This is a genomic window from Pseudomonas sp. 51_B (assembly GCF_017491595.1).
In the GTDB taxonomy this organism is placed as follows: Bacteria; Pseudomonadota; Gammaproteobacteria; order Pseudomonadales; family Pseudomonadaceae; genus Aquipseudomonas; species Aquipseudomonas promysalinigenes.
In genome coordinates this window covers 438,465-459,075 of record NZ_JAFGYW010000002.1, presented here as the reverse complement: position 1 = coordinate 459,075, position 20,611 = coordinate 438,465, and the positions used below count along the sequence as shown (strand labels likewise).

The following is a 20,611-nucleotide window of genomic DNA, read 5'->3' as shown; positions in this document are numbered from 1 at the left end:
GCGATCGCGCCATTGCAACTTGCGGTAGTTGAAGTTGCGCCCCAGCGTGCGGCCGTCGGCCTGAAGGCCGTTTGCCTCCACCGCATTGCCTTGCAGCGAGCCGTCCAGCCACTGCAGCCCGCCAGCCAGTGTCCAGTCGTCGTTGAGCCAATGCTCAAAGCGCAGCTGGGCCATGTTGTTGTCGTTATGCAGCAGGTTGTCGCTGCCTTTTTCCCAGATATTGGTATCGCGCGAAGCGCTGCCGCGTTGGCCGGGCAGGCGGGTCAAACCTCGATCGAGGGGGTGGTTGTTGCGCATGAAGTCACCCTCGAAGATGACCTTGGTGGATTCGTTGAGCTGCCAACTGATGACCGGCGCTACGCCATAGCGCTCGCTTTGCACATCGTCGCGAAAACTTTCTGCGTCTTCGCCCACCACATTCAGGCGGTAAGCCAATGCGCCATCGGCATTCAACGGCCCGCTGGCGTCCAGGGTCGCGCGGCGCATTCCTTGGTCGTCGACCTGGCTGCCTAGCGTGACTTTAGGTGCGCTCAATGGCTGCTTGCTGACCACGTTGAAGGTGCCGCCAGGGTCGCCCCGGCCGTACAGGCTGGTGGCCGGGCCGCGGATCACCTCGAGGCGCTCGACGCTATTGGCGTCCGGGGCATTGGGGTAGCCGCGGTTGATCGGGAAGCCGTTACGGTAGAACTCACCGGTGGTGAAGCCGCGCACGGTGAAAGTGGTCAGGCCCTGGCCACCGAAGTTGTTGGCACGGCCAACACCGCCGGCGTAATCCAGGCCCTCTTGCAGGCGAGTGGCGCCGGTATCTTGAAGCACGTCTTTGGGCACCACGCTAATCGATTGGGGTATCTCGTGCAGTGCTGTATCGGTACGTGTGGCGCTGGCAGAACGGTTGGCTTTGTAGCCTTGCACCGGCCCATCGGCCCGCTCGGTGTCGGCACTGCTGGTTATGCTCAGAGCCTGAAGTTCGATCTGGCCACCGTCGGCCAGCGGCTCAGGCTCGGCGAAGGCCCAAGGGGACATAGCTTGAAGAACACATAGCGAAACGAACGTGCGACGCATCGACGGTACGATCCTGGAAGAAAGCGCTGAGGGAGAATGGTTTTAGCAGCAGGAAGCTACTACGAATCATTATCAAATGCATTAGTTATAATTTGCACGGACGTACCACTTTTGGCAGCAAAGACAAGGCTTCATGTTTTTTTCACCTTGCGCTGTTATGATCGCGCCACTCTTTGGGGAGTAGCCTGCCTTCGCGCCTTGCGGCGGCGCTCTGGTCAACATATTTGGCAACCTGCCATGGCCAGCGCATCCATTCGGATTGGCGAGACCAACGACCTTCCTGCAGCCAAGCCGGGCCTGCAGGTCGTCTGTCGTTGACTCGTTGCCCGGTTGGAGCTTGAACCTTGAACCCCATTTCCCTGATCTTTCTCGCCTTCGCCATGTCCACCGATGCCTTCGCAGCCGCAATCGGCAAGGGCTCGAGCCTGCACAAGCCGCGCTTGGCCGAGGCCCTGCGCACGGGTCTGATCTTTGGCATCATCGAAGCCATCACCCCGGTGATCGGCTGGCTCTTGGGTCAAGCCGCCAGCCAGTATGTCGAACAGTGGGACCACTGGATCGCCTTTACCCTGTTGCTACTGCTAGGCGCGCACATGGTGCATGCCGGGCTCAAGCCCGATGAACAGGAGCAGGAAAAACAAAGCCAGCATTCGTTCTGGATTCTGGCGGTCACGGCGGTGGCAACCAGCATCGACGCCCTGGCGGTGGGCATCGGCCTGGCTTTCGTTGACGTGAATATCTGGGTGGCCGCTGCGGCGATCGGCCTGGCGACCATGACCATGGTGACCATCGGCACCATGCTCGGGCGGGCGTTGGGCTCTGTGGTGGGCAAGCGCGCCGAGATCATCGGTGGGATTGTGCTGATGCTGGTGGGCACCACCATTCTTTACGAGCACCTGAGCGCGGTGTGAATCGCCGATTGTCGGGTATGATGCAGCCCCCGATATTCCCCAAGAGGCCATGCCATGACCCTGAGCGCTGAACAGATCGGCGAATTCCAAGCCTTTGCCGAACAGCTGGCCGATGCCGCTGCGCAGGCGATCCAGCCGTTTTTTCGTGCCAGCCTCGAGGTCGAGGACAAGGGCGGGCGCCTGTATGACCCGGTGACCGTGGCGGACAAGGCCGCCGAGGACGCCATGCGGGCATTGATCCAGGCGCATTACCCCGAACACGGCATTCTTGGTGAAGAAGCCGGTGTGGCGGTGGGCAGCAGCCCCCTGACCTGGGTGCTTGACCCCATCGATGGCACTCGCGCCTTCATCACCGGCCTGCCGCTGTGGGGGACCTTGATCGCCCTCAATGACGGCACCAAACCCGTGCTCGGTGTCATGAACCAACCCTTCACCGGTGAGCGTTTCGTAGGGACACCGGCGGGTGCCTGGCGCAGTGGCACACCCTTGAAAACCCGCGCATGCCGTGAATTGGCTACTGCCACCCTGATGTGCACCACGCCGGACATGTTCGACACCGCCGAGCGTAAGGCGGCGTTCGAAAACGTGGCTGGCCAGGCGCGGTTGATGCGTTATGGCGGTGATTGCTATGCCTACTGCATGTTGGCATCGGGCTTTGTCGATGTAATCGTCGAGGCCAGCCTACAGCCGTATGACGTGCAGGCGCTGATGCCCATCATCGAGGGGGCCGGCGGGGTGATCAGCGCGTGGGACGGCAGCAGCGCGCAGAACGGCGGTTGTGTGGTCGCCTGTGGTGACCCGGTTTTGCATGCGCAGGTGGTGCAGTTGTTGCGTCACGCCATGTAATTGGCCAGCGGCTTGGTGCTAAGCCGCACTTTTTGCGTTTTCCGGGCTCTATCCTTGGCCAGGCCGCACCGACACCCGATGCGGCCGCCGATTTCGACCCGGTGCCGATGGTTGCGAGCTATCCCAGAATTCTCCCACGCCTGCTGCTGGCAGGCGCCCTGATTGGCCTGGCCGGCTGCAGCGAGCGGCAAGGGCACGACATTGTCAGCCAGTTGGGTGAAGGCAAGCCCAGTGAGCTGTTCCAGACCAGCGTCGACCGCATGGCGACGTTGGCCATGCGCGACAACCTGCAAAGCTTGTATCTGCTGATGAACAAGCTCTACCTGCGCAACCCCAACCAGTGGAAGCTCTCTGGCTACTTGGACGCGACCACTGCCGAGCGGCAGATCCGCGTGGCCATCGAGCAGCGCAAGCCGCTGCCGCAGCTGGGCAATCGACGTGACCTAGCGGCCTTGAGCTATGCGTTGGACCCTGATTTTCGGGGGGACCGGGTGGGTGCTTTCATCTATGCCATCGGCAGTATGCTGATCACCGCCCACGGTGGGCGTAGCGAGTTCTACATGACCGATACGCTCGACCCGCTGTTCATCAACAACGCCGCACGCAACATCGAAAAGGCCACCTGGATGCTCAGCCAACGCCAGGATGCCAACGGGGTGCTGTTGCTGTTCTCCAATGAAATATCCGAGCAGGGCAGTAATCTGAGTTTCGCTGTTGAATTCGGCAAGATCGTTGCCCGGCTGGATTTGCTGGCAGAGCTGCTGGATGAGCGCTACCGGCGGATCGGGCTCAATTATGCGCAGAGCCTTTTGTTGATGAACTTTCTGCCTGTGCAATGAGCCGGCCATCGTCACCGATGGCCGAGTGCCCACTGTTGCCAGCAACGCTTCGGCGAGCTGACTGCGCGGACCTTCAGGCCGCGCCCCTGACAGGGCTTACAACGGGTAATGCTTGAGTTCGCGCGCGATCAGCATGCGCTGAATCTCGCTCGAACCCTCGTAGATTTGCGTGATACGCGCATCGCGGTAATAACGCTCTACCGGGTAGTCCTCCAGATAGCCATAGCCGCCGTGTACCTGGATCGCCATCGAACATACCCGTTCGGCCATTTCCGAAGCGAACAGCTTGGCCTGAGAGGCCTCCGACAAGCATGGCTTGCCAGCGCTACGCAGGCGCGCGGCATGCAGTATCAGTAAGCGTGCGGCATTCACTTGCACCTGCATGTCCGCCAACAGGTTGGCGATGCTCTGGTGCTCGTTGATCGGTTTGCCAAACTGGATACGGTCGCGCGAATAAGCCAACGCTGCCTCGAACGCGGCGCGGGCGATTCCCAGGGCCTGGGCGGCGATGCCGATGCGGCCGCCTTCAAGGTTGGACAGCGCGATGGCCAAACCCTTGCCACGCTCGCCGAGCAGGTTGGCTGCCGGCACGCGGCAGTTGTCGAACGTGACTGCGCAGGTGTCCGAGGCACGAATGCCCATCTTGTGCTCGCTGCGCTCGACCTTGAACCCTGGGTTGTCGGTCGGCACCAGAAACGCGGACAGGCCCTTCTTGCCCAGGTCCGGGTCAGTCACGGCAAAAACGATGGCAAGGCCTGCGCGGCGGGCGTTGCTGACGAACTGCTTGGCCCCGTTGATCACCCACTGGCCATCGATCAGCTCGGCGCGGGTACGCAGGTTGTGCGCTTCGGAGCCTGCCTGGGGTTCGGTCAGGCAGAAGCAGCCGATGGTTTGCCCTACCGCAAGGCCTGGCAACCAGGCCTGTTGTTGCTCGGGGCTTCCATAGGCCAGCAGCGGGCCGCAGCCGACCGAATTGTGGATGCTCATCATCGCCCCCGTGGCGCCGCATCCGGCGGAGATTTCCTCCACCGCCAGGGCGTAGGCCACGTAGTCGGTGTAGCTGCCGCCGAAGGTATCCGGCACGACCATGCCCAGCAGGCCGAGCTCGCCCATCTTGCGTACCACGCCATCGTCGATCCAGCCGGCCTTTTCCCAGGCTTGCGCGTGGGGGGCAATTTCGCCGCGGGCGAAGTCACGGGCCATGTCGCGGATCATGATTTGTTCTTCGCTCAGTTCCAGGTCTTGCATGCTGTACTCCCGGCTCACAGGCCTTCGAAGAATTGATCGACCCGCTGGCGCGTCAGCCCGGCGAGGGTTGGCGGGTTCCAGCGCGGCTGCTTGTCCTTGTCGATGATCAGCGCGCGTACGCCCTCGATGATGTCGCCATACTCGAACCACTGGCGGTCGATGTGCAGTTCCATGGCGAAGCATTCCTCCAAGGCCATGTGGCGGCCCCGGCGCAGCATCTCCAGGGTAACTGCCATGGCTAATGGCGAGCGGCTTTCCAGCTGGTCGGCAGTGGCCACAGCCCAATCGTGGCTGTCGCCGATGCGCACGGTACGCAGTTGTTCGACGATCGCTGCCACGTCGGCTTGGGCGAAGAAATGGTCGATGACCGGACGCAACTTTTGCAGGGGCGCTTCGTCCAGTACCTGGCTACCCAGCTTGGCCAGCAAGTTCTGCAGGTCCTTGAGTGGGTGGTCGCCAAAGCGCAATTGGTCCAGGCCCTCATCCAGGGCTGCCAGCTTGTCGCTGGCCAGGTACCAGTCGGCAAGCCCGCAGTACAATGCATCCGCAGCCTGGATCTGGGCGCCGCTGACACCCAGGTAAGTGCCTAGCTCACCGGGGATGCGCGACAGGAAGTAGCTACCCCCCACATCGGGAAAATAGCCGATGCCGACTTCGGGCATGCCCAGGCGGCTGCGCTCGGTCACGATACGCAGGTCGCAGCCCTGAGCCAGGCCCATGCCGCCGCCAAGGGTGAAGCCGTCCATTAGCACCAGCACCGGCTTACGGTAGCGGTGGATGGCAAGGTCCAGGGCATATTCCTCGACGAAAAACGCTTCGTGCAGGGTTTCGCCCGCCTTGTAGCTGTCGTGTAACGAACGGATATCGCCGCCTGCGCAAAAGCCCTTGGGCCCTTCGCCGCGCAGCACCACGGCCTGCACCTGCGGATCCTTCGCCCAGCAGTCCAGTTGCTGGTGCAGGCAGCGCACCATGTCCAGCGTCAGGGCATTGAGGCCGGCAGGGCGGTTGAGGGTGAGGTGGCCAATCTGGTTGCGAACCTCGGCCAGTACATGGGTGGTTACCGAGGTAGTAGCGTACGCGGTCATCGCGTTCTCCCTGCTTTGTTATTGATTTTCCAATGAAGTTTGCAGCGCGCTGGAGGATCGCAGGATCCTGTCATGCAAAATTGTGCTGCACAATGGACAATTGTGCAGCGCCATCGTGCATTTATGCCCGGTCTACACCCAAGTGATGCAGTGGGGGCGTTCATTACTTTAAGCGTAACGATCAGCCGCCTAGCTTGATTGATCCGATTAGCGCCAGCGCCCTAATGTGCCTCCACGACAGCGAACCTGTGGAGTCACTCAATGACCATAACAAAGAATCCACCGCCGCAATGGTCCAGTCGGCGCGCCGAGAAGCAGCGCCGCCTGGACCGCGTACGTCACCTGGCCGACGGTGTGGTGCTGCCCACCGAGCGGATCACCGAAGCCCTGGAATTGTTGATCGCACCAGGCGACCGCGTGGTGCTGGAAGGCAACAACCAGAAGCAGGCCGATTTTCTTTCCCGTTCGATGGCCAAGGCAGACCCTGAGCGCCTGCACGACCTGCACATGATCATGCCTAGCGTCAGCCGTGCCGAGCACCTGGACCTGTTCGAGCGCGGCATCGCCCGCAAGCTCGATTTCTCCTTTGCAGGCCCACAGAGCCTGCGCATTGGCCAATTGCTGGAAGACGGCCTGCTCGAAGTGGGCGCTATCCACACCTACATCGAGTTGTACTCGCGGTTGCTGGTCGACCTTATTCCCAATGTCACGCTGGTGGCAGGCTTCATGGCTGACCGCCAGGGCAACCTGTATACCGGCCCTAGCACCGAAGATACCCCGGCGCTGGTCGAGCCGGCTGCTTTCAGTGACGGTTTGGTGATCGCCCAGGTCAACCAATTGGTCGAGCGCGTGGACGATCTGCCGCGCGTGGACATTCCTGCGTCCTGGGTCGACTTCGTGGTGGTGGCGGACCAGCCGTTCTACATAGAGCCGCTGTTCACTCGCGACCCGCGTCATATCAAGCCGGTCCACGTGCTGATGGCGATGATGGCCATCCGCGGAATCTACGAAAAGCATCAGGTCCAGTCGCTGAACCACGGCATCGGCTTCAACACTGCCGCCATCGAATTGATCCTGCCGACCTACGGCGAGTCGCTGGGGCTAAAAGGCAAGATCTGCCGCAACTGGACCCTCAACCCACACCCGACCCTGATTCCGGCCATCGAAAGCGGGTGGGTCCAGAGCGTGCACTGCTTTGGCACGGAACTTGGGATGGAAGACTACATTGCCCAACGCCCGGATGTGTTCTTCACCGGCCGCGACGGCTCCATGCGCTCGAACCGGATGATGTGCCAGCTGGCCGGGCAATACGCAGTGGACCTGTTCATCGGCGCCACCCTGCAGGTCGATGGCGATGGCCACTCCTCGACCGTCACCCGCGGCCGCCTGGCAGGCTTCGGCGGTGCGCCGAACATGGGCCACGACCCACGTGGCCGGCGCCATGCGACCCCCGCCTGGTTGGACATGACAGTGCCTGACACCCTGCTCGAACGGGGCCGCAAGCTGGTGGTGCAGATGGTCGAAACCTACCAGGAGGGGGGCAAACCTACTTTCGTCGAAACCCTCGACGCGGTGCAAGTCGCGAAAAAGACTGGCATGCCTCTGGCGCCGGTCATGATCTACGGCGACGACGTCACCCACTTGCTCACCGAGGAGGGCATCGCCTACCTGTACAAGGCGCGCAGCCTAGAGGAGCGCCAGCAAATGATCGCGGCCGTGGCCGGGGTCACTGCCATCGGCTTGCGCCACGACCCCAAAGACACCTTGCGCATGCGCCAGCAGGGCCTGATCGCGCTGCCCGAGGACCTTGGCATCCGCCGTACCGATGCCAGCCGCGAACTGCTCGCGGCGCGCAGTATTGCCGACCTGGTCGAGTGGTCTGGGGGCCTCTATAACCCGCCAGCACGTTTCAGGAGTTGGTGAATGAGCGCATACCCGAATCTTTCAGCAGCGGCTTGCGCCGTGATCAGGCCGCTACGCCGCCCCCAGCTCGGCCTGGCTGACCAACTGGCCGACCTGGCGGTGCAAGCCCTGATAGATGAAGCCGAGCTGTCGCCCAAACCAGGCCTGGTCGATCGTCGCAGCAGTGGCGCCCACAGTGACATGACGCTGGGCCTGATGCACGCCTCGGCGCTGGCCGTGTGGCCTTGCCTGCGGCAAATGGCCCAGGCCGCCGAGTATCACAGCGAAATTGGCCTGGCGCTGCGCGCTGAGTTGGGCCGCCTGGGCCGCGAGGGCGAAGCGGCCATGCTCGCCACTACTGGGGGTGTCAATACCCACCGCGGCGCAATCTGGGCGCTGGGGCTGCTGGTCGCAGCCCAAGCGCTACAGCCCCAGGCCGATGCCATGGCAGTGGCGGCTTGTGCCGGGCGCATCGCCCTGATCGATGACCCGGCGGCGCCGAGTCAGAGCAGCCACGGTGCCCAGGTACGCCAGCGCTATGGCGCCAGCGGCGCCCGCGAGCAGGCCCAACAAGGTTTCCCGACTGCCCTGGAACATGGCCTGCCGCAACTGCGCCGCAGTCGTGCCAGCGGGGCCAGTGAAAGCCAGGCCCGGGTCGATGCCTTGCTGGCGATCATGGCCGCGCTCAGTGATACCTGCGTGCTCTGGCGCGCCGGCCCGCAAGGCCTGCACCAGGTGCAAAGCGGTGCCCGTGCGGTGCTCCAAGCTGGGGGCAGCGCCACGCTGCAAGGCCGGCGCAGGTTGCGCCAACTGGACGCGCAACTGTTGCAACTCAACGCCTCACCGGGCGGCGCCGCCGATCTGCTAGCGGCCTGCCTGTTTCTCGACAAAGCCGGGAGCCTGTGACATGGAAACCTTGAATTTTCAATTCCCCGCCGCCCAACCCGGTCGCGGTCGGACGCTGGTCGGCTGTGTCAGCTCGGGCGACCTCGAAGTGCTGATCGAGCCTGGCCTGGCTGGCAGTCTGGACATCCAGGTGGTGACGTCGGTGAACGGCAGCGCTGCGCGCTGGCAGCAGTTGTTCGACCGCCTGTTCCAAGGCCGCGCATTACCGGCGGTGAAGATCGATATCCATGATTTCGGCGCCACGCCTGGGGTTGTTCGCCTGCGCCTGGAGCAAGGCTTGGAGGAGATAGCCCATGACTGACAACGCCCGTCTGCTGCAAAGCCGCAGCTTCGTCGAACTCGGTGCCCGCCAGCGTGCCCGCGCGTTGCTTGATGCGGGCAGTTTCCGAGAGTTGCTTGGGCCATTCGAGCGCCTCATGTCCCCCTGGCTGCCGCTTCAGGGCATCGTGCCCCAGGCCGACGACGGCGTGGTGATTGCCAAGGGCCTGCTCGCAGGTCGGCCTGCCGTGGTGGCGGCCATCGAGGGCGCGTTTCAGGGTGGCAGTATGGGGGAGGTGGGTGGCGCCAAAATCGCAGGCGCCTTGGAACTGGCTATCGAAGACAATCGTAATGGCATCCCTACCTGCGCCGTGCTGTTACTGGAAACCGGCGGGGTAAGGCTGCAGGAAGCCAATCTTGGCCTGGCAGCCATTGCCGAAATTCAGGCAGCGATCGTCGAACTACGGGGCTATCAACCGGTGATTGGCCTGGTAGCAGGCGCGGTGGGGTGCTTCGGCGGTATGTCCATCGCGGCGGGGTTGTGCAGCCATCTGTTGGTCACCCGCGAGGCTCGCTTGGGGCTCAACGGCCCACAGGTGATCGAGCAGGAAGCCGGCATTGTCGAGTACGACGCCAAAGACCGGCCGTTCATCTGGAGCCTGACCGGAGGCGAGCAGCGTTACGCCAGCGGTTTGGTGGATGCCTATGTGGCCGATGACGTCGAGCGCATCCGCGAGCAGCTGCTGCAACTGCTGGATAAGCCATCGGCAGATCGCGCTGGCCGCCATGCCTGGTTCCTGCAGCGCTTGGCCAGCCTGGGCGGCGACTGCCCTCAGCTGGACGCGGCTGCCGTGCGTGCCCTTTACCAAGGAGAAGCCCAATGAACCGTGCCTTGAATTGGCTGCCAGGCCTTGCTGGTGGTGAGCCGCTGGCAGGTTACCCACCGTCAGTGCAGGTGGTCGATGGCGAGCTGGATAACCGCCCGGCGCGCTTCATCGCTGTAGTCCCCGATGCCCACAACCCTTTCCCGCGGGCGCGTGCCGGTGAAGTCGGCCTGCTCGAAGGCTGGGGCTTGGCCAAGGCTGTGGCCGATGCCGTCGAACAAGACCGCGCAGGCCAGAAGCGGGCCATCGTCGCAGTCATCGATGTCCCCAGCCAGGCCTACGGCCGCCGTGAGGAGGCTTTGGGTATTCACCAGGCTTTGGCCGGGGCGGTGCAGGCCTATGCGCAGGCTCGTCTGGCCGGGCATCCGGTGATCGGCTTGCTGGTCGGCAAGGCCATGTCAGGTGCCTTCCTGGCCCATGGCTACCAGGCGCAACGGCTGATCGCACTGGATGATAGCGGGGTCATGGTGCATGCCATGGGCAAGGCCGCGGCAGCGCGCATTACCCTGCGCAGTGTCGAACAGCTCGAGGCGCTGGCCGCCGAGGTACCGCCGATGGCGTATGACCTGGCCAGTTATGCCTCCTTGGGCTTGCTCTGGCGGCGCCCGCAGGTCGAGCGTGCCGACGCACCCACTGCCGCTGACATTGCCCAGGTGCGCGCTTGCCTGAGCGAGGCTGTGCGCGACATTGGCCAGTCGACTGATCTCACATCCAGGCTCGCCGGCGAACACCGCAAAGCTTCCCGTGAAGTGCGGGCACGCCTGCGCAGCCAGTGGCAGGAGGCCTGAGATGAACCTGCCACAACCCCATGACCTGCTCTGGGGCATGCCGGCGGCCGGCCTGCCTGACGATGCCCCAGCCTGGGCGGTGCAGGCACTGACCGCCGGGCAGCCAGTGGTAGTCAGGCGTGCCAGCTGCGACGCGGGTTGGGTGGCTGTGGGCGTACGCGGGCAGGGGCGCGCGCAGCGCTTGGGCGTGGTGATGCGCTTGGGTGATATCCAGCGGCAAGTGCGGCCAGAGGCACTGCGCTGGTCGGCGCCAAGCCCCTGGCCTGCGCTTGAGGCGCTGGCCTCGGTGGCAGCCGTGCTGGATGCCAGCGGGCTGGCCTGGGGGCCAACCGGCGGCGTCGGCTACCAACTGGCGACCGGTTGCCCGGTCGTGCATCAGGCCAGCGACCTCGACCTGTTGGTACGTACCCCGCAATCGATGAACCGTGCCAAGGCGCGCGAGCTGCTGGATATCTTCGCCTGCGGCCCATGCCGTATCGATGTGCAATTAGAGACCCCGGCAGGGGCCGTCGCCCTGCGTGAGTGGGCCGGCCAGGCGCGCCGAGTGTTGCTCAAGTCAGCCTTGGGCCCGCGCCTTGTGCAAAATCCTTGGCACCCCATGGAGTGCGCAGCGTGAGCAGCCTTTGGGCGTTTCCCGGCCAGGGCGCGCAGCAGCCCGGCATGCTGCAGCGTCTGCCGGAGGGCGGCGCAGCGGTACTGGAAGAGGCCAGCGATGTGCTGGGCGAGGATGTTTCGACGCTCGATAGCGCTCAGGCTTTGCAGTCTACCCGTGCCGTGCAGCTCTGCCTGCTGCTGGCCGGGGTTGCCTGGGCGCGGTGGCTGCTGCAGCGCAGCCCCGCCGCGGATTACGTTGCCGGGTTGTCCATCGGTGCGTACCCGGCCGCGGTAACGGCCGGGGCGCTGGCATTGGCCGATACGGTACGCCTGGTCGCCCTTCGCGGCGAACTGATGCAACGTGCCTACCCGCAAGGCTACGGCATGACTGCACTGAGCGGCCTTGACCTGGCATCGGCCGAACGCCTGCTGGCCGAAGTCGGCGGTGAGGTGTACCTGGCCAACCTCAATAGCGACAACCAGATCGTCATAGCCGGCAGTGACACCGCCATGGCCGAGGTCGCGGCCCGGGCCCGCGCGCGCGGGCAGGGCGTGGCCCGGCGCTTGGCGGTGAGCGTACCCTCACACTGCGCCTTGCTCGACGGCCCAGCCCAACAACTGGCGACGGCCTTTGCCGGTATCGAGTTACGCCGCCCGCGCATCAGCTACCTGAGCGGTAGCACTGCGCGCCCCATCCACGACCCGCAACGCCTGCGCGATGACCTGGCCGGCAACATGGCCCGGCTGGTCGACTGGCGTGCTACGTTGCGCAACGCCTATGAACGCGGTGTGCGCCTGCACCTGGAAATGCCACCGGGCAGCGTGCTCAGCGGCCTGGCCCGGCCGGTGTTCGAGCAAGGCAGGGTGTTGGCGCTTGACGCCACGCGCTGGGACACCGTCGATGCGCTGATGCGCCAGGAGGTGGGCCGATACTGAGCGGTGCCGTGTTTTTCGAAGGACAACAACAAGCAACTTCGACCCAACGCGAGGACAATAACAATGATTATCTACGGTGTAGCTTTGCTGGCCTTGTGCACCTTGGTCGGCCTGTTCATCGGCGAGCTGCTGGGCAAGCTTTTGGGCGTGCCTGCCAATGTCGGCGGTGTGGGCATCGCCATGCTGCTGCTGATCTTCATAGGCAGTTACCTCAACAAACGGGGCCTGATAACGGCCAAATCCGAACAAGGCGTGGAGTTCTGGAGCGCCATCTACATCCCCATCGTGGTGGCCATGGCCGCGCAGCAGAATGTATTCGGTGCCCTGTCGGGTGGGCCGATGGCAGTGCTTGCCGGCACCGCCGCCGTGGTGGCCAGTTTCGCCATGGTGCCGTCGCTGGACCGCCTGGGCCAAAAAAAGCCTGAGCCGGTTGCCGACAAACCTCTGACCACGCCACAACGGTGACCGCCATGTACGAATCGATGATGAAAGTGATCAGTGGCTACGGCCTGGTGAGCGGCTTTGCAGTGATTGGCGTGACCATGTGGCTGTCTTACTGGCTGTCGGCAAAGCTGACCCATGGCCGCCTGCACGGCTCGGCCATCGCTATCTTTCTGGGCCTTGTGCTCAGTTACTTTGGCGGCGCAATAACAGGTGGCCAGAAAGGCCTGGTGGATATTCCGCTGCTTTCGGGTATTGGATTATTGGGCGGTGCGATGTTGCGAGACTTCGCAATCGTTGCCACGGCCTTTGGTGTGAACATCGAAGAGCTCAAGCGTGCCGGTGTTTCTGGCATCATTTCGTTGTTCTTCGGCATTGGGGTGTCATTCGTGGCGGGCGTGGGGGTTGCGCTGGCCTTCGGTTACACCGATGCGGTCAGCCTGACCACCATCGGCACGGGCGCAGTGACCTATATCGTTGGCCCGGTAACCGGTGCGGCCATCGGCGCCAGTTCCGAAGTCATGGCCTTGTCGATTGCCGCAGGGCTGGTCAAAGCCATCTTGGTGATGATAGCCACACCCTTCGTGGCGCCGATGATCGGCTTGAACAACCCGCGCACCGCCGTGATTTTCGGCGGCTTGATGGGCACCTCAAGTGGTGTGGCTGGTGGGCTGGCCGCCACCGACCCGAAACTGGTGCCTTACGGTTGCCTGACTGCAGCGTTCTACACGGCGTTGGGTTGCCTGCTTGGGCCTTCGTTGTTGTTCTTCATCATGCGTGCGGTAGCTGCATGAGCCCAGCGCTGCTGCGGCTCAGGCCAAGGCGGCGCTGTACATCCGGCACTCGGCCAGCAAGGCCAGCAGGTTCGGTTCGCGCTCGCGTGCCTTGAGGAATACCACACCAATATGCTGCTGCAGGCGGTAGCGCGCCTGCAGGGCTATCAGCTTGACCCGGTTTTCGTACACGGCTGCGATACGCCCCGGTAACAGTGCAAAGCCTACGCCTGAGCTGACCATGCTCAGCAGGGTGAAGATGTCGTTAACCTGCATCGCCACCTTCGGTTCGAAACCTGCCTGCTGGAACACCCGCGCACCGTCGCGATGGGTGGCGAAGCCGGGAGTCAGGGTGATGAAGGTGGAGTCGGCCAGGTCCGCCAGGTCCACCTCTTGTTGCTCGGCGAACGGCGAGTCGGTAGGCACCGCGAGGAAGATATCGTCGCAGAACAGCGCCAGCTGTTCGCAGGCCGGATCTGCCGCGCCGTCGTCCAGCGATACCAGAATGGCTTCCAGTTCGTGGTTTTTCAGGCGCTGCAACAGGTCGACATTCGAGCCCAGGGTCAGGTCGATGTTCAGCTCGCTGCGCCGAAGCTTCAAGCCCATCACCAGCTTCGGTACGGTCTTGACGGTCAGCGAGTACAGCGCGCCAAGACGAAAACGCTCGGCATAGAAACCAGCCGCCTCGCGGGTGTGGCGCACCATCTGTTCGGCGTCCTGAATCAGCTGCCGGGCTTTTTTCTCCAGTACGTAGGCGCTTTCCAAGGGGATCAACTGGCGGCCTTCGTGCTTGAACAGCGGGCAGCGCAGGGCACTTTCCAGGGAATGGATGGCCCGGTGTACGCTGACCGCACTGGTCGACAGGTCGGCGGCCGCCCGGCCGAGGTTGCCGCTGCGCATGAAGGCCAGAAAGGTCTCGAGCTTTTTCAGAGTCAGTTCTTCGTCGATCAGCATGCCGATTGGGCCAGCGCGGTTAGGGGGCCTTGATCATGCCACAGGCGTAAGCCTGACAGCGTCATCGAAATCAGCCATGTGCCCGTCGGGACTTGCATGGCGAACTGGCCCACCGTCGCCCTCGCCGGATGCCAGGGTGGGCGATTCAATGACGTCAAATAATAATCCGCCCCGTTACCATTCAGGCGCGCGATGGCGCGCCGATAGCAAGTTACGTCGAATCCCTTGACGGTTACTCCGAGGTCACTCCATGTTCAATAAATCACTCAAAGATGAACTAGAGGCCAGGAAGGCTGAAGTCCAAAGTTACAAGGGATTGTTCGAAGCGCTGGGTCGCTCCATGGCGGTTGTGGAGTTTGGCCTGGATGGGAAGGTGCTGCGAGCCAATGACAATTTTCTCGCCACCATGGGCTATGCCGCCGAGCAATTGCTCGGCAAATCGCATCGAGACTTCTGCACGCCTGCGCTGGTTGGCAGTGCCGATTACAGCCAGTTCTGGTCTGAGCTGCGCGCTGGTAAGTTCGTGTCGGGGACGTTCCAGCGTGTCAACGCGTCGGGGAAGAACGTCTGGCTGGAAGCCAGTTACAACCCTGTGCTGGACGAGCGCGGCCGGGTGAGCAAGATCGTCAAATATGCCTTGGACGTCACCGAGAACGTGGGTCAGCAAGCGCTGACGCGCGGTAAGCTTGCGGCGCTCGACCGCGCCATGGCCGTGATCGAGTTCGACCTCGATGGCAATATCCTTTGGGCCAACGACAATTTCCTGAGGACCATGGGCTATGGCCTGAACGAGCTCAAAGGCAAGCACCACCGCCTGTTCTGTGAAGCCAGCCTGGTCGGTAGCAGCGAATACAGCGACTTCTGGCGTCGGTTGAACACGGGTGAGTTCTTCAGTGGTCAGTTCAAACGCCTTGGTAAGCACGGTCGAGTGGTTTGGCTGGAAGCGACCTACAACCCGGTGTACGACGCCGCTGGCAAGTTGTCGAAAATCGTCAAGTTCGCCAGTGATATCACCGAGCGCGTCGAGCGCTTTGAAGAAGATTCTCGCAGTGCTTCCCGGGCGTACCATATTTCCGCTGAAACCGAGAGGGTGGCCGAACACGGTGCTCAAGTCATTGGCGATACAGCCAAGGAGATGCGTCAGATCGCTGAAAAAATCGGCGCTTCCGCCAGGCTGGTTGGGCAACTGGGGGACCGCTCCGAACAGATCACGGCCATCGTCAATACCATTCGTGGCATTGCCGACCAGACAAACCTGCTCGCACTCAATGCGGCGATCGAAGCGGCGCGGGCAGGCGACCAAGGCCGAGGCTTTGCGGTCGTAGCCGATGAGGTCCGGCAACTGGCCGGACGCACCAGCCGCTCCACGGCAGAAATTGCCGAAATGATCGGCAAGATCCTTGCTGAAACCCGTGATGCCGTCGCTAGCATGAACGCCACCCAGGAAGGCGCCCAACGCGGCGTGATGCTGGCCGATCAGGCAGGCGCTGTGATCGTGCAGATTCGTAGTGGCACCAGCGATGCCGTAGAAGCGGTAAGTATGTTCGCATCCAAGCTCGATGAGTCAGACGTGATCCCCAAAACAGCGGTTGGCTGGGTCGGGTAAACGGCGGTTGCGGGTGCGCACTGCATGCTTTCAGTGCGCACTCGACTGCCACCTGAAGCTGCTGGCTGTAGCTCACCCCGAAGGGTGATGGTCGGCATCTGCGGCCCCATGCAAGAATGCCAACCATAACAACCCCGGCATGGGACCACGACAATGAGCAAAGACCGGCTGAAATCGCCCGACTGGTACGCGCAAATGGCCCGTGTCGTCGACGCTCAGGGCTCTGCGGGGTTCGTCGAGGCGTTGTTCGCCGCCCTCAAGCTCATCGCGCCGTGCCAGGCCATTACCGTATTTCTCTACCCCCGCAAAGGCTTGCCCTCGGCATTGTTCGAAAAGGACGAGGAGGGCCCTTGGCTGCCGGAAGGCAACATCCACAAGTACCTCGAAGGTTACTACCTGCTGTGCCCGTTCTACCGCGCGTGCATGGAGGGCATCGCCCCTGGCTGCTACCGCCTGAGCGATGTAGCCCCTGACCACTTCAAGCGCAGCGAGTACTACCTGGCGTTCTATCAGCACGCGCACCTGGAAGACGAGCTCAATTTCATCGTGCCACTCGACGAGCACCTGACCATCGCCGTCGCCCTGGGCAGCACCGGCCGGTTGGATCGCCAGCAGGTCAATGACTTGAAGTGCGTGGCACCGTGGGTGGTCGCGACGGTGCGCCGGCAGTGGAGCCACCTGGACGTCGACGCCCTGGGCGGGCGTTTCGAAAGCGCGCTGGGCCGCCAAATCAGCGCCGCCCTGAACAATTTCGGCTCCTCGGTGCTCACCGAGCGCGAGTGCCACATCGCCCAGTATCTGCTGCGCGGCCACTCGACCCGCTCGTTGGCCGAACGCCTGGGCATCAGTGAAGACACGGTGAAAACTCACCGCAAGAACCTTTACACCAAGCTCGATATCGCCAAGCAATCCGAACTGTTTTCACTGTTCATCGACTCACTTGCCCAAGCGCAGGAAGGGCTGAGCAAAGACCCACTGGAAAGCTACCTGCGCAGGCGCTGAAGGCGCCATTTCAGCCAACCCGTTTTTACTGTCAGCGGCCTGGCAGGGCCAACTGCACGCCGCGTTTTACCCCGGAGAACAACAATGAACGCACCGTTTCAAGCCAAGCTGCACACCCTGCGTGAAACCCGTGATTACCAGGCGGGCGACGCTGCGCACCACATCCACGCTTTCCTCGATCAAAAAGCGCTGAACGCCGAGGGCCCGCGAGTGATGGTTGGTGGCGAACGTTTGCATTTGTGGGACAGCGACGGCAAGCGTTACCTGGATGGTATGTCTGGCCTGTGGTGCACCCAGCTCGGCTATGGCCGCAAGGACCTGACGGCAGCGGCCGCTGCGCAGATGGACCAACTGGCCTACTACAACATGTTCTTCCACACCACCCACCCGGCGGTGATCGAACTGTCCGAGCTGTTGTTCAGCCTGCTGCCAGGCCACTACAGCCACGCCATCTATACCAACTCAGGCTCCGAAGCCAACGAAGTGCTGATCCGCACCGTGCGGCGTTATTGGCAGGTGGTCGGGCAGCCCAGCAAGAAGATCATGATCGGCCGCTGGAACGGCTACCACGGCTCCACCTTGGCCGCCACTGCGCTGGGCGGCATGAAGTTCATGCACGAGATGGGCGGCTTGATCCCGGATGTGGCGCACATCGATGAGCCTTACTGGTATGCCGCAGGGGGAGATTTGACCCCGGCCGAGTTCGGCCGCCGCTGCGCCCTGCAACTGGAGGAGAAAATCCTTGAGCTGGGTGCCGAGAACGTTGCCGGCTTCATCGCCGAGCCGTTCCAGGGCGCGGGCGGCATGATTTTCCCGCCAGAAAGCTACTGGCCCGAAATCCAACGGATCTGCCGTCAATACGATGTGCTGCTGTGTGCCGATGAGGTCATCGGCGGTTTTGGCCGCACTGGCGAGTGGTTCGCCCACGAATACTTTGGCTTCGAGCCGGACACCTTGTCGATCGCCAAAGGACTGACCTCAGGTTACGTGCCAATGGGCGGCCTGGTGCTGAGCAAGCGTATTGCCCAGGCCCTGGTGGAGCGCGGCGGCGTGTTCGCCCATGGCCTGACCTATTCCGGGCACCCGGTGGCGGCTGCGGTGGCCATCGCCAACCTCAAGGCCCTGCGCGATGAAGGCATCGTGCGCCAGGTCAAGGAAGACACAGGCCCGTACCTGCAGCGCATTCTGCGCGAAGTGTTCGCCAACCATCCGCTGATCGGTCAGGTACAGGGCGCAGGCCTGGTGGCGGCGCTGCAGTTTACCGAGGACAAGGGCAGCCGGAAACGTTACGCCAATGAAAACGATTTGGCCTGGCAGTGCCGCACCTATGGCTTCGAGGAGGGGGTGATCATCCGTTCCACCCTGGGGCGGATGATCATGGCGCCGGCCTTGGTGGCCAACCACAGTGAGCTGGATGAACTGGTGGAAAAAACCCGCCTTGCAGTGGATCGCACCGCCCGAGGGTTAGGGGTTCTCTGAGGTCGAAGCGGGGCCGCCGCGGGGCCCATTCGCGGCTCAAGCCACTCCTAAAAGGAGCGTTTCAAGGTGCGAATGGGCCTGAAGGGCGGTGATCAATGCGGTGCGCGCGGTATGGTCTTGAGCAGGTCTTCGGGACTGATGTGCCCGACAACCTGCGCCACCGCGCTGCCTGGGGTCGGCAGGTCGATGATATGGCTCTTCATCTTGCCGATGACATGCATTTCGCACGGCTTGCAGTCGAACTTCAATGTCAGCACTTCATCGCCCTGGATCAGCTGCATAGGCGCCACCTTGGTACGTACACCGGTCACACCCTTGGCCTGTTTGGGGCACAGGTTGAACGAGAAGCGCAGGCAGTGCTTGGTGATCATCACCGGCACTTCGCCGTGTTCTTCGTGGGCTTCATAGGCGGCGTCGATCAACTGCACACCATGGCGGTGGTAGAAGTCGCGGGCCTTCTGGTTGTAGACGTTGGCCAGGAACGACAGGTGCGACTCCGGGTACACCGGAGGCGGCGAGGTTTCGGCCTTGCGCCCGCCACGGGGGTGGGCCTTCACGCGGGCGTCGGTCAGCGCTTCGATGGCTTCACGGCGCAGGGCCTTGAGCTGCGAGTTAGGGATGAAGAATGCCTGCGGCGCGTCCAGCTCGATAGCGGTAGCGTGGTACATCGTGGTGCCCAGCTGGCCCAGCAGGTCGTGCAACTGCTCCAGTGCCTGCTGTGGCTTGTTGGCAACGCCGAACGGGCCATTCAGGGCCACCTGCACGCTGACGCCTTCTTCGCTGCTGACGCTCAGCATCAGCCGTTGCTCGCACAGTACTGCATGCCATTGCACGCCAACCCGGCGCTCGGACGAGGTGCGTTGCAGCGCCTGCTGCCAGTTGTGGTCGAGGTTGCGTGAAAGCGGGTGGTTCGGCCGCAGCTTGTGCAGGCCTTCGGGCATCTCATTAGGTTCGACGCGGTAGCGATAGCGCTTCTGGCCGTCTTCCTCGAACTCGCCACGGGGCTCGGCGATGTTGGCGCGAAACCCCACCACTTCACGCTTGACCAGCACATTGAGGCCGTCACCGTTGGTCAACGGCACTTGGGTGACCACGTGCAAGTCACGCTTGCCGACTTTTTCCACCACGCCAACTTCAAGGCCGGTGAAGGTCGGCGAGTCGAAGGCGCCGATGTCGACTTTGCGGTCAGTAACGAAATAATCGGTGCTGCCACGGTGGAAGGTCTTGTCCGGGTCGGGCAGGAAAAAATGCTCGGTGCGGCCGCTGGAAGCGCGGGCCAGTTCTGGTCGCCCTTCGAGAATGGCATCGAGCTCTTTACGGTAATGGGCAGTGATGTTTTTCACATACCCCATGTCCTTGTACCGACCCTCGATCTTGAACGAGCGCACGCCTGCATCCACCAGGTCCGCCAGGTTGGCGGTCTGGTTGTTGTCTTTCATCGACAGCAGGTGCTTCTCGAACGCCACGACGCGGCCTTGGTCGTCCTTGAGGGTATACGGCAGGCGGCAAGCCTGGGAGCAGTCACCGCGGTTGGCGCTGCGCCCGGTCTGGGCATGGGAGATGTTGCACTGGCCCGAGAACGCCACGCACAACGCACCGTGGATGAAGAATTCGATGGCCGCGTCGGTTTCGCTGGCGATGGCGCGAATCTGTTGCAGGTTCAGCTCGCGGGCCAGCACCAGTTGGGAGAACCCGGCCTGGTCGAGGAACTTGGCCCGCTCCAGGGTGCGAATGTCGGTCTGGGTGCTGGCATGCAGTTCGATCGGCGGGATATCCAGCTCCATCACCCCCAGGTCCTGCACGATCAGGGCGTCGACGCCAGCGTCGTAGAGCTGGTGGATCAGCTTGCGCGCCGGCTCCAGTTCGTTGTCGTGCAGGATGGTGTTGATGGTGGTGAACACCCGGGCGTGATAGCGATGAGCGAACTCGACCAGTTCGGCGATATCACCGACTTCATTGCAGGCATTGTGGCGAGCACCGAAGCTCGGGCCACCGATGTAGATGGCATCAGCACCGTGCAGGATCGCCTCGCGGGCGATGGCGACGTCACGGGCGGGGCTGAGCAGTTCCAGGTGATTCTTTGGCAGGGACATGGCG

Annotated in this window: 20 protein-coding genes; 15 read left to right on the top strand and 5 right to left on the bottom strand. The window is 62.8% G+C overall.

Features of this window, described 5'->3' with window-relative positions:
• Nucleotides 1-1,062, bottom strand: a 1,062-nt coding sequence (locus J5M56_RS05165; protein ID WP_207870137.1) for a TonB-dependent receptor plug domain-containing protein, incomplete at its 3' end; no start/stop codon positions are given.
• Nucleotides 1,063-1,406: 344 nt separating this feature from the next.
• Between J5M56_RS05165 and mntP the strand changes: the two genes are divergently transcribed.
• The 3 genes from mntP (at nt 1,407) to J5M56_RS05150 (ending at nt 3,658) form a co-directional block, all read left to right on the top strand.
• Nucleotides 1,407-1,973, top strand: a complete 567-nt coding sequence (gene mntP, locus J5M56_RS05160; RefSeq protein WP_060476473.1) for a manganese efflux pump MntP — start codon at nt 1,407-1,409, stop codon at nt 1,971-1,973.
• A 54-nt stretch (nt 1,974-2,027) separates the two neighbouring features.
• A complete protein-coding gene (gene hisN / locus J5M56_RS05155; protein ID WP_207870135.1) occupies nt 2,028-2,819 on the top strand; it encodes a histidinol-phosphatase in 792 nt (263 codons plus the stop codon).
• Between the two features lie 107 nt (nt 2,820-2,926).
• Nucleotides 2,927-3,658: a hypothetical protein gene (locus J5M56_RS05150; protein ID WP_060476622.1), complete on the top strand. Its 732-nt coding sequence runs from the start codon at nt 2,927-2,929 to the stop codon at nt 3,656-3,658.
• Between the two features lie 96 nt (nt 3,659-3,754).
• Here J5M56_RS05150 and J5M56_RS05145 read toward each other — a convergent pair whose 3' ends face one another.
• Both J5M56_RS05145 and J5M56_RS05140 read right to left on the bottom strand, forming a co-directional pair.
• Entirely contained in the window at nt 3,755-4,906 is a 1,152-nt protein-coding gene (locus tag J5M56_RS05145) for an acyl-CoA dehydrogenase family protein (RefSeq protein WP_186477170.1), read from the bottom strand.
• Nucleotides 4,907-4,920: 14 nt separating this feature from the next.
• Nucleotides 4,921-5,991: an enoyl-CoA hydratase/isomerase family protein gene (locus J5M56_RS05140; RefSeq protein WP_207870132.1), complete on the bottom strand. Its 1,071-nt coding sequence runs from the start codon at nt 5,989-5,991 to the stop codon at nt 4,921-4,923.
• A gap of 261 nt (nt 5,992-6,252) precedes the next feature.
• Here J5M56_RS05140 and mdcA point away from each other — a divergent pair, with 261 nt between their 5' ends.
• The 9 genes from mdcA (at nt 6,253) to madM (ending at nt 13,494) form a co-directional block, all read left to right on the top strand.
• A complete protein-coding gene (gene mdcA, locus J5M56_RS05135; protein WP_207870130.1) occupies nt 6,253-7,914 on the top strand; it encodes a malonate decarboxylase subunit alpha in 1,662 nt (553 codons plus the stop codon).
• Entirely contained in the window at nt 7,915-8,799 is an 885-nt protein-coding gene (locus J5M56_RS05130) for a triphosphoribosyl-dephospho-CoA synthase (protein WP_207870128.1), read from the top strand.
• Nucleotide 8,800: 1 nt separating this feature from the next.
• Complete coding sequence (locus J5M56_RS05125) at nt 8,801-9,100, top strand: malonate decarboxylase subunit delta (RefSeq protein WP_186477174.1); 300 nt, start codon at nt 8,801-8,803, stop codon at nt 9,098-9,100.
• Nucleotides 9,093-9,941: a biotin-independent malonate decarboxylase subunit beta gene (locus J5M56_RS05120; RefSeq protein WP_207870126.1), complete on the top strand. Its 849-nt coding sequence runs from the start codon at nt 9,093-9,095 to the stop codon at nt 9,939-9,941. The genes J5M56_RS05125 and J5M56_RS05120 overlap by 8 nt, the downstream gene beginning before the upstream one ends.
• Nucleotides 9,938-10,729 (top strand): biotin-independent malonate decarboxylase subunit gamma, encoded by a 792-nt coding sequence (mdcE, locus tag J5M56_RS05115; protein WP_207870124.1) that lies wholly within the window; start codon nt 9,938-9,940, stop codon nt 10,727-10,729. The genes J5M56_RS05120 and mdcE overlap by 4 nt, the downstream gene beginning before the upstream one ends.
• A 1-nt stretch (nt 10,730) precedes the next feature.
• On the top strand, nt 10,731-11,345 hold the full coding sequence (locus J5M56_RS05110; RefSeq protein ID WP_207870122.1) for a malonate decarboxylase holo-ACP synthase: 615 nt from the start codon (nt 10,731-10,733) through the stop codon (nt 11,343-11,345).
• Entirely contained in the window at nt 11,342-12,259 is a 918-nt protein-coding gene (gene mdcH / locus J5M56_RS05105) for a malonate decarboxylase subunit epsilon (RefSeq protein WP_207870119.1), read from the top strand. Before J5M56_RS05110 ends, mdcH begins: the two co-directional genes overlap by 4 nt.
• Nucleotides 12,260-12,322: 63 nt before the next feature.
• Nucleotides 12,323-12,724 carry a malonate transporter subunit MadL gene (gene madL, locus J5M56_RS05100; protein WP_207870117.1) on the top strand — a complete coding sequence of 134 codons (402 nt, stop codon included), beginning with the start codon at nt 12,323-12,325 and terminating at the stop codon, nt 12,722-12,724.
• Between the two features lie 5 nt (nt 12,725-12,729).
• On the top strand, nt 12,730-13,494 hold the full coding sequence (gene madM / locus J5M56_RS05095; RefSeq protein WP_186477180.1) for a malonate transporter subunit MadM: 765 nt from the start codon (nt 12,730-12,732) through the stop codon (nt 13,492-13,494).
• An 18-nt stretch (nt 13,495-13,512) separates the two neighbouring features.
• Here madM and J5M56_RS05090 read toward each other — a convergent pair whose 3' ends face one another.
• The gene (locus J5M56_RS05090; RefSeq protein ID WP_186477181.1) at nt 13,513-14,427 is read right to left on the bottom strand and encodes a LysR family transcriptional regulator; all 915 of its coding nucleotides are present in this window, start codon (nt 14,425-14,427) and stop codon (nt 13,513-13,515) included.
• Between the two features lie 250 nt (nt 14,428-14,677).
• Between J5M56_RS05090 and J5M56_RS05085 the strand changes: the two genes are divergently transcribed.
• From J5M56_RS05085 to J5M56_RS05075, 3 genes are all read left to right on the top strand, one after another.
• Complete coding sequence (locus J5M56_RS05085) at nt 14,678-16,033, top strand: PAS domain-containing methyl-accepting chemotaxis protein (protein WP_207870115.1); 1,356 nt, start codon at nt 14,678-14,680, stop codon at nt 16,031-16,033.
• Nucleotides 16,034-16,186: 153 nt separating this feature from the next.
• Nucleotides 16,187-17,035 carry a helix-turn-helix transcriptional regulator gene (locus J5M56_RS05080; RefSeq protein WP_060476458.1) on the top strand — a complete coding sequence of 283 codons (849 nt, stop codon included), beginning with the start codon at nt 16,187-16,189 and terminating at the stop codon, nt 17,033-17,035.
• Nucleotides 17,036-17,119: 84 nt separating this feature from the next.
• Complete coding sequence (locus J5M56_RS05075) at nt 17,120-18,514, top strand: aspartate aminotransferase family protein (RefSeq protein ID WP_186477183.1); 1,395 nt, start codon at nt 17,120-17,122, stop codon at nt 18,512-18,514.
• A 92-nt stretch (nt 18,515-18,606) separates the two neighbouring features.
• Here the strand turns inward: J5M56_RS05075 and J5M56_RS05070 are convergent, their stop codons facing one another.
• Nucleotides 18,607-20,607, bottom strand: a complete 2,001-nt coding sequence (locus tag J5M56_RS05070; protein WP_207870113.1) for a U32 family peptidase — start codon at nt 20,605-20,607, stop codon at nt 18,607-18,609.
• Nucleotides 20,608-20,611 lie beyond the last annotated feature (4 nt).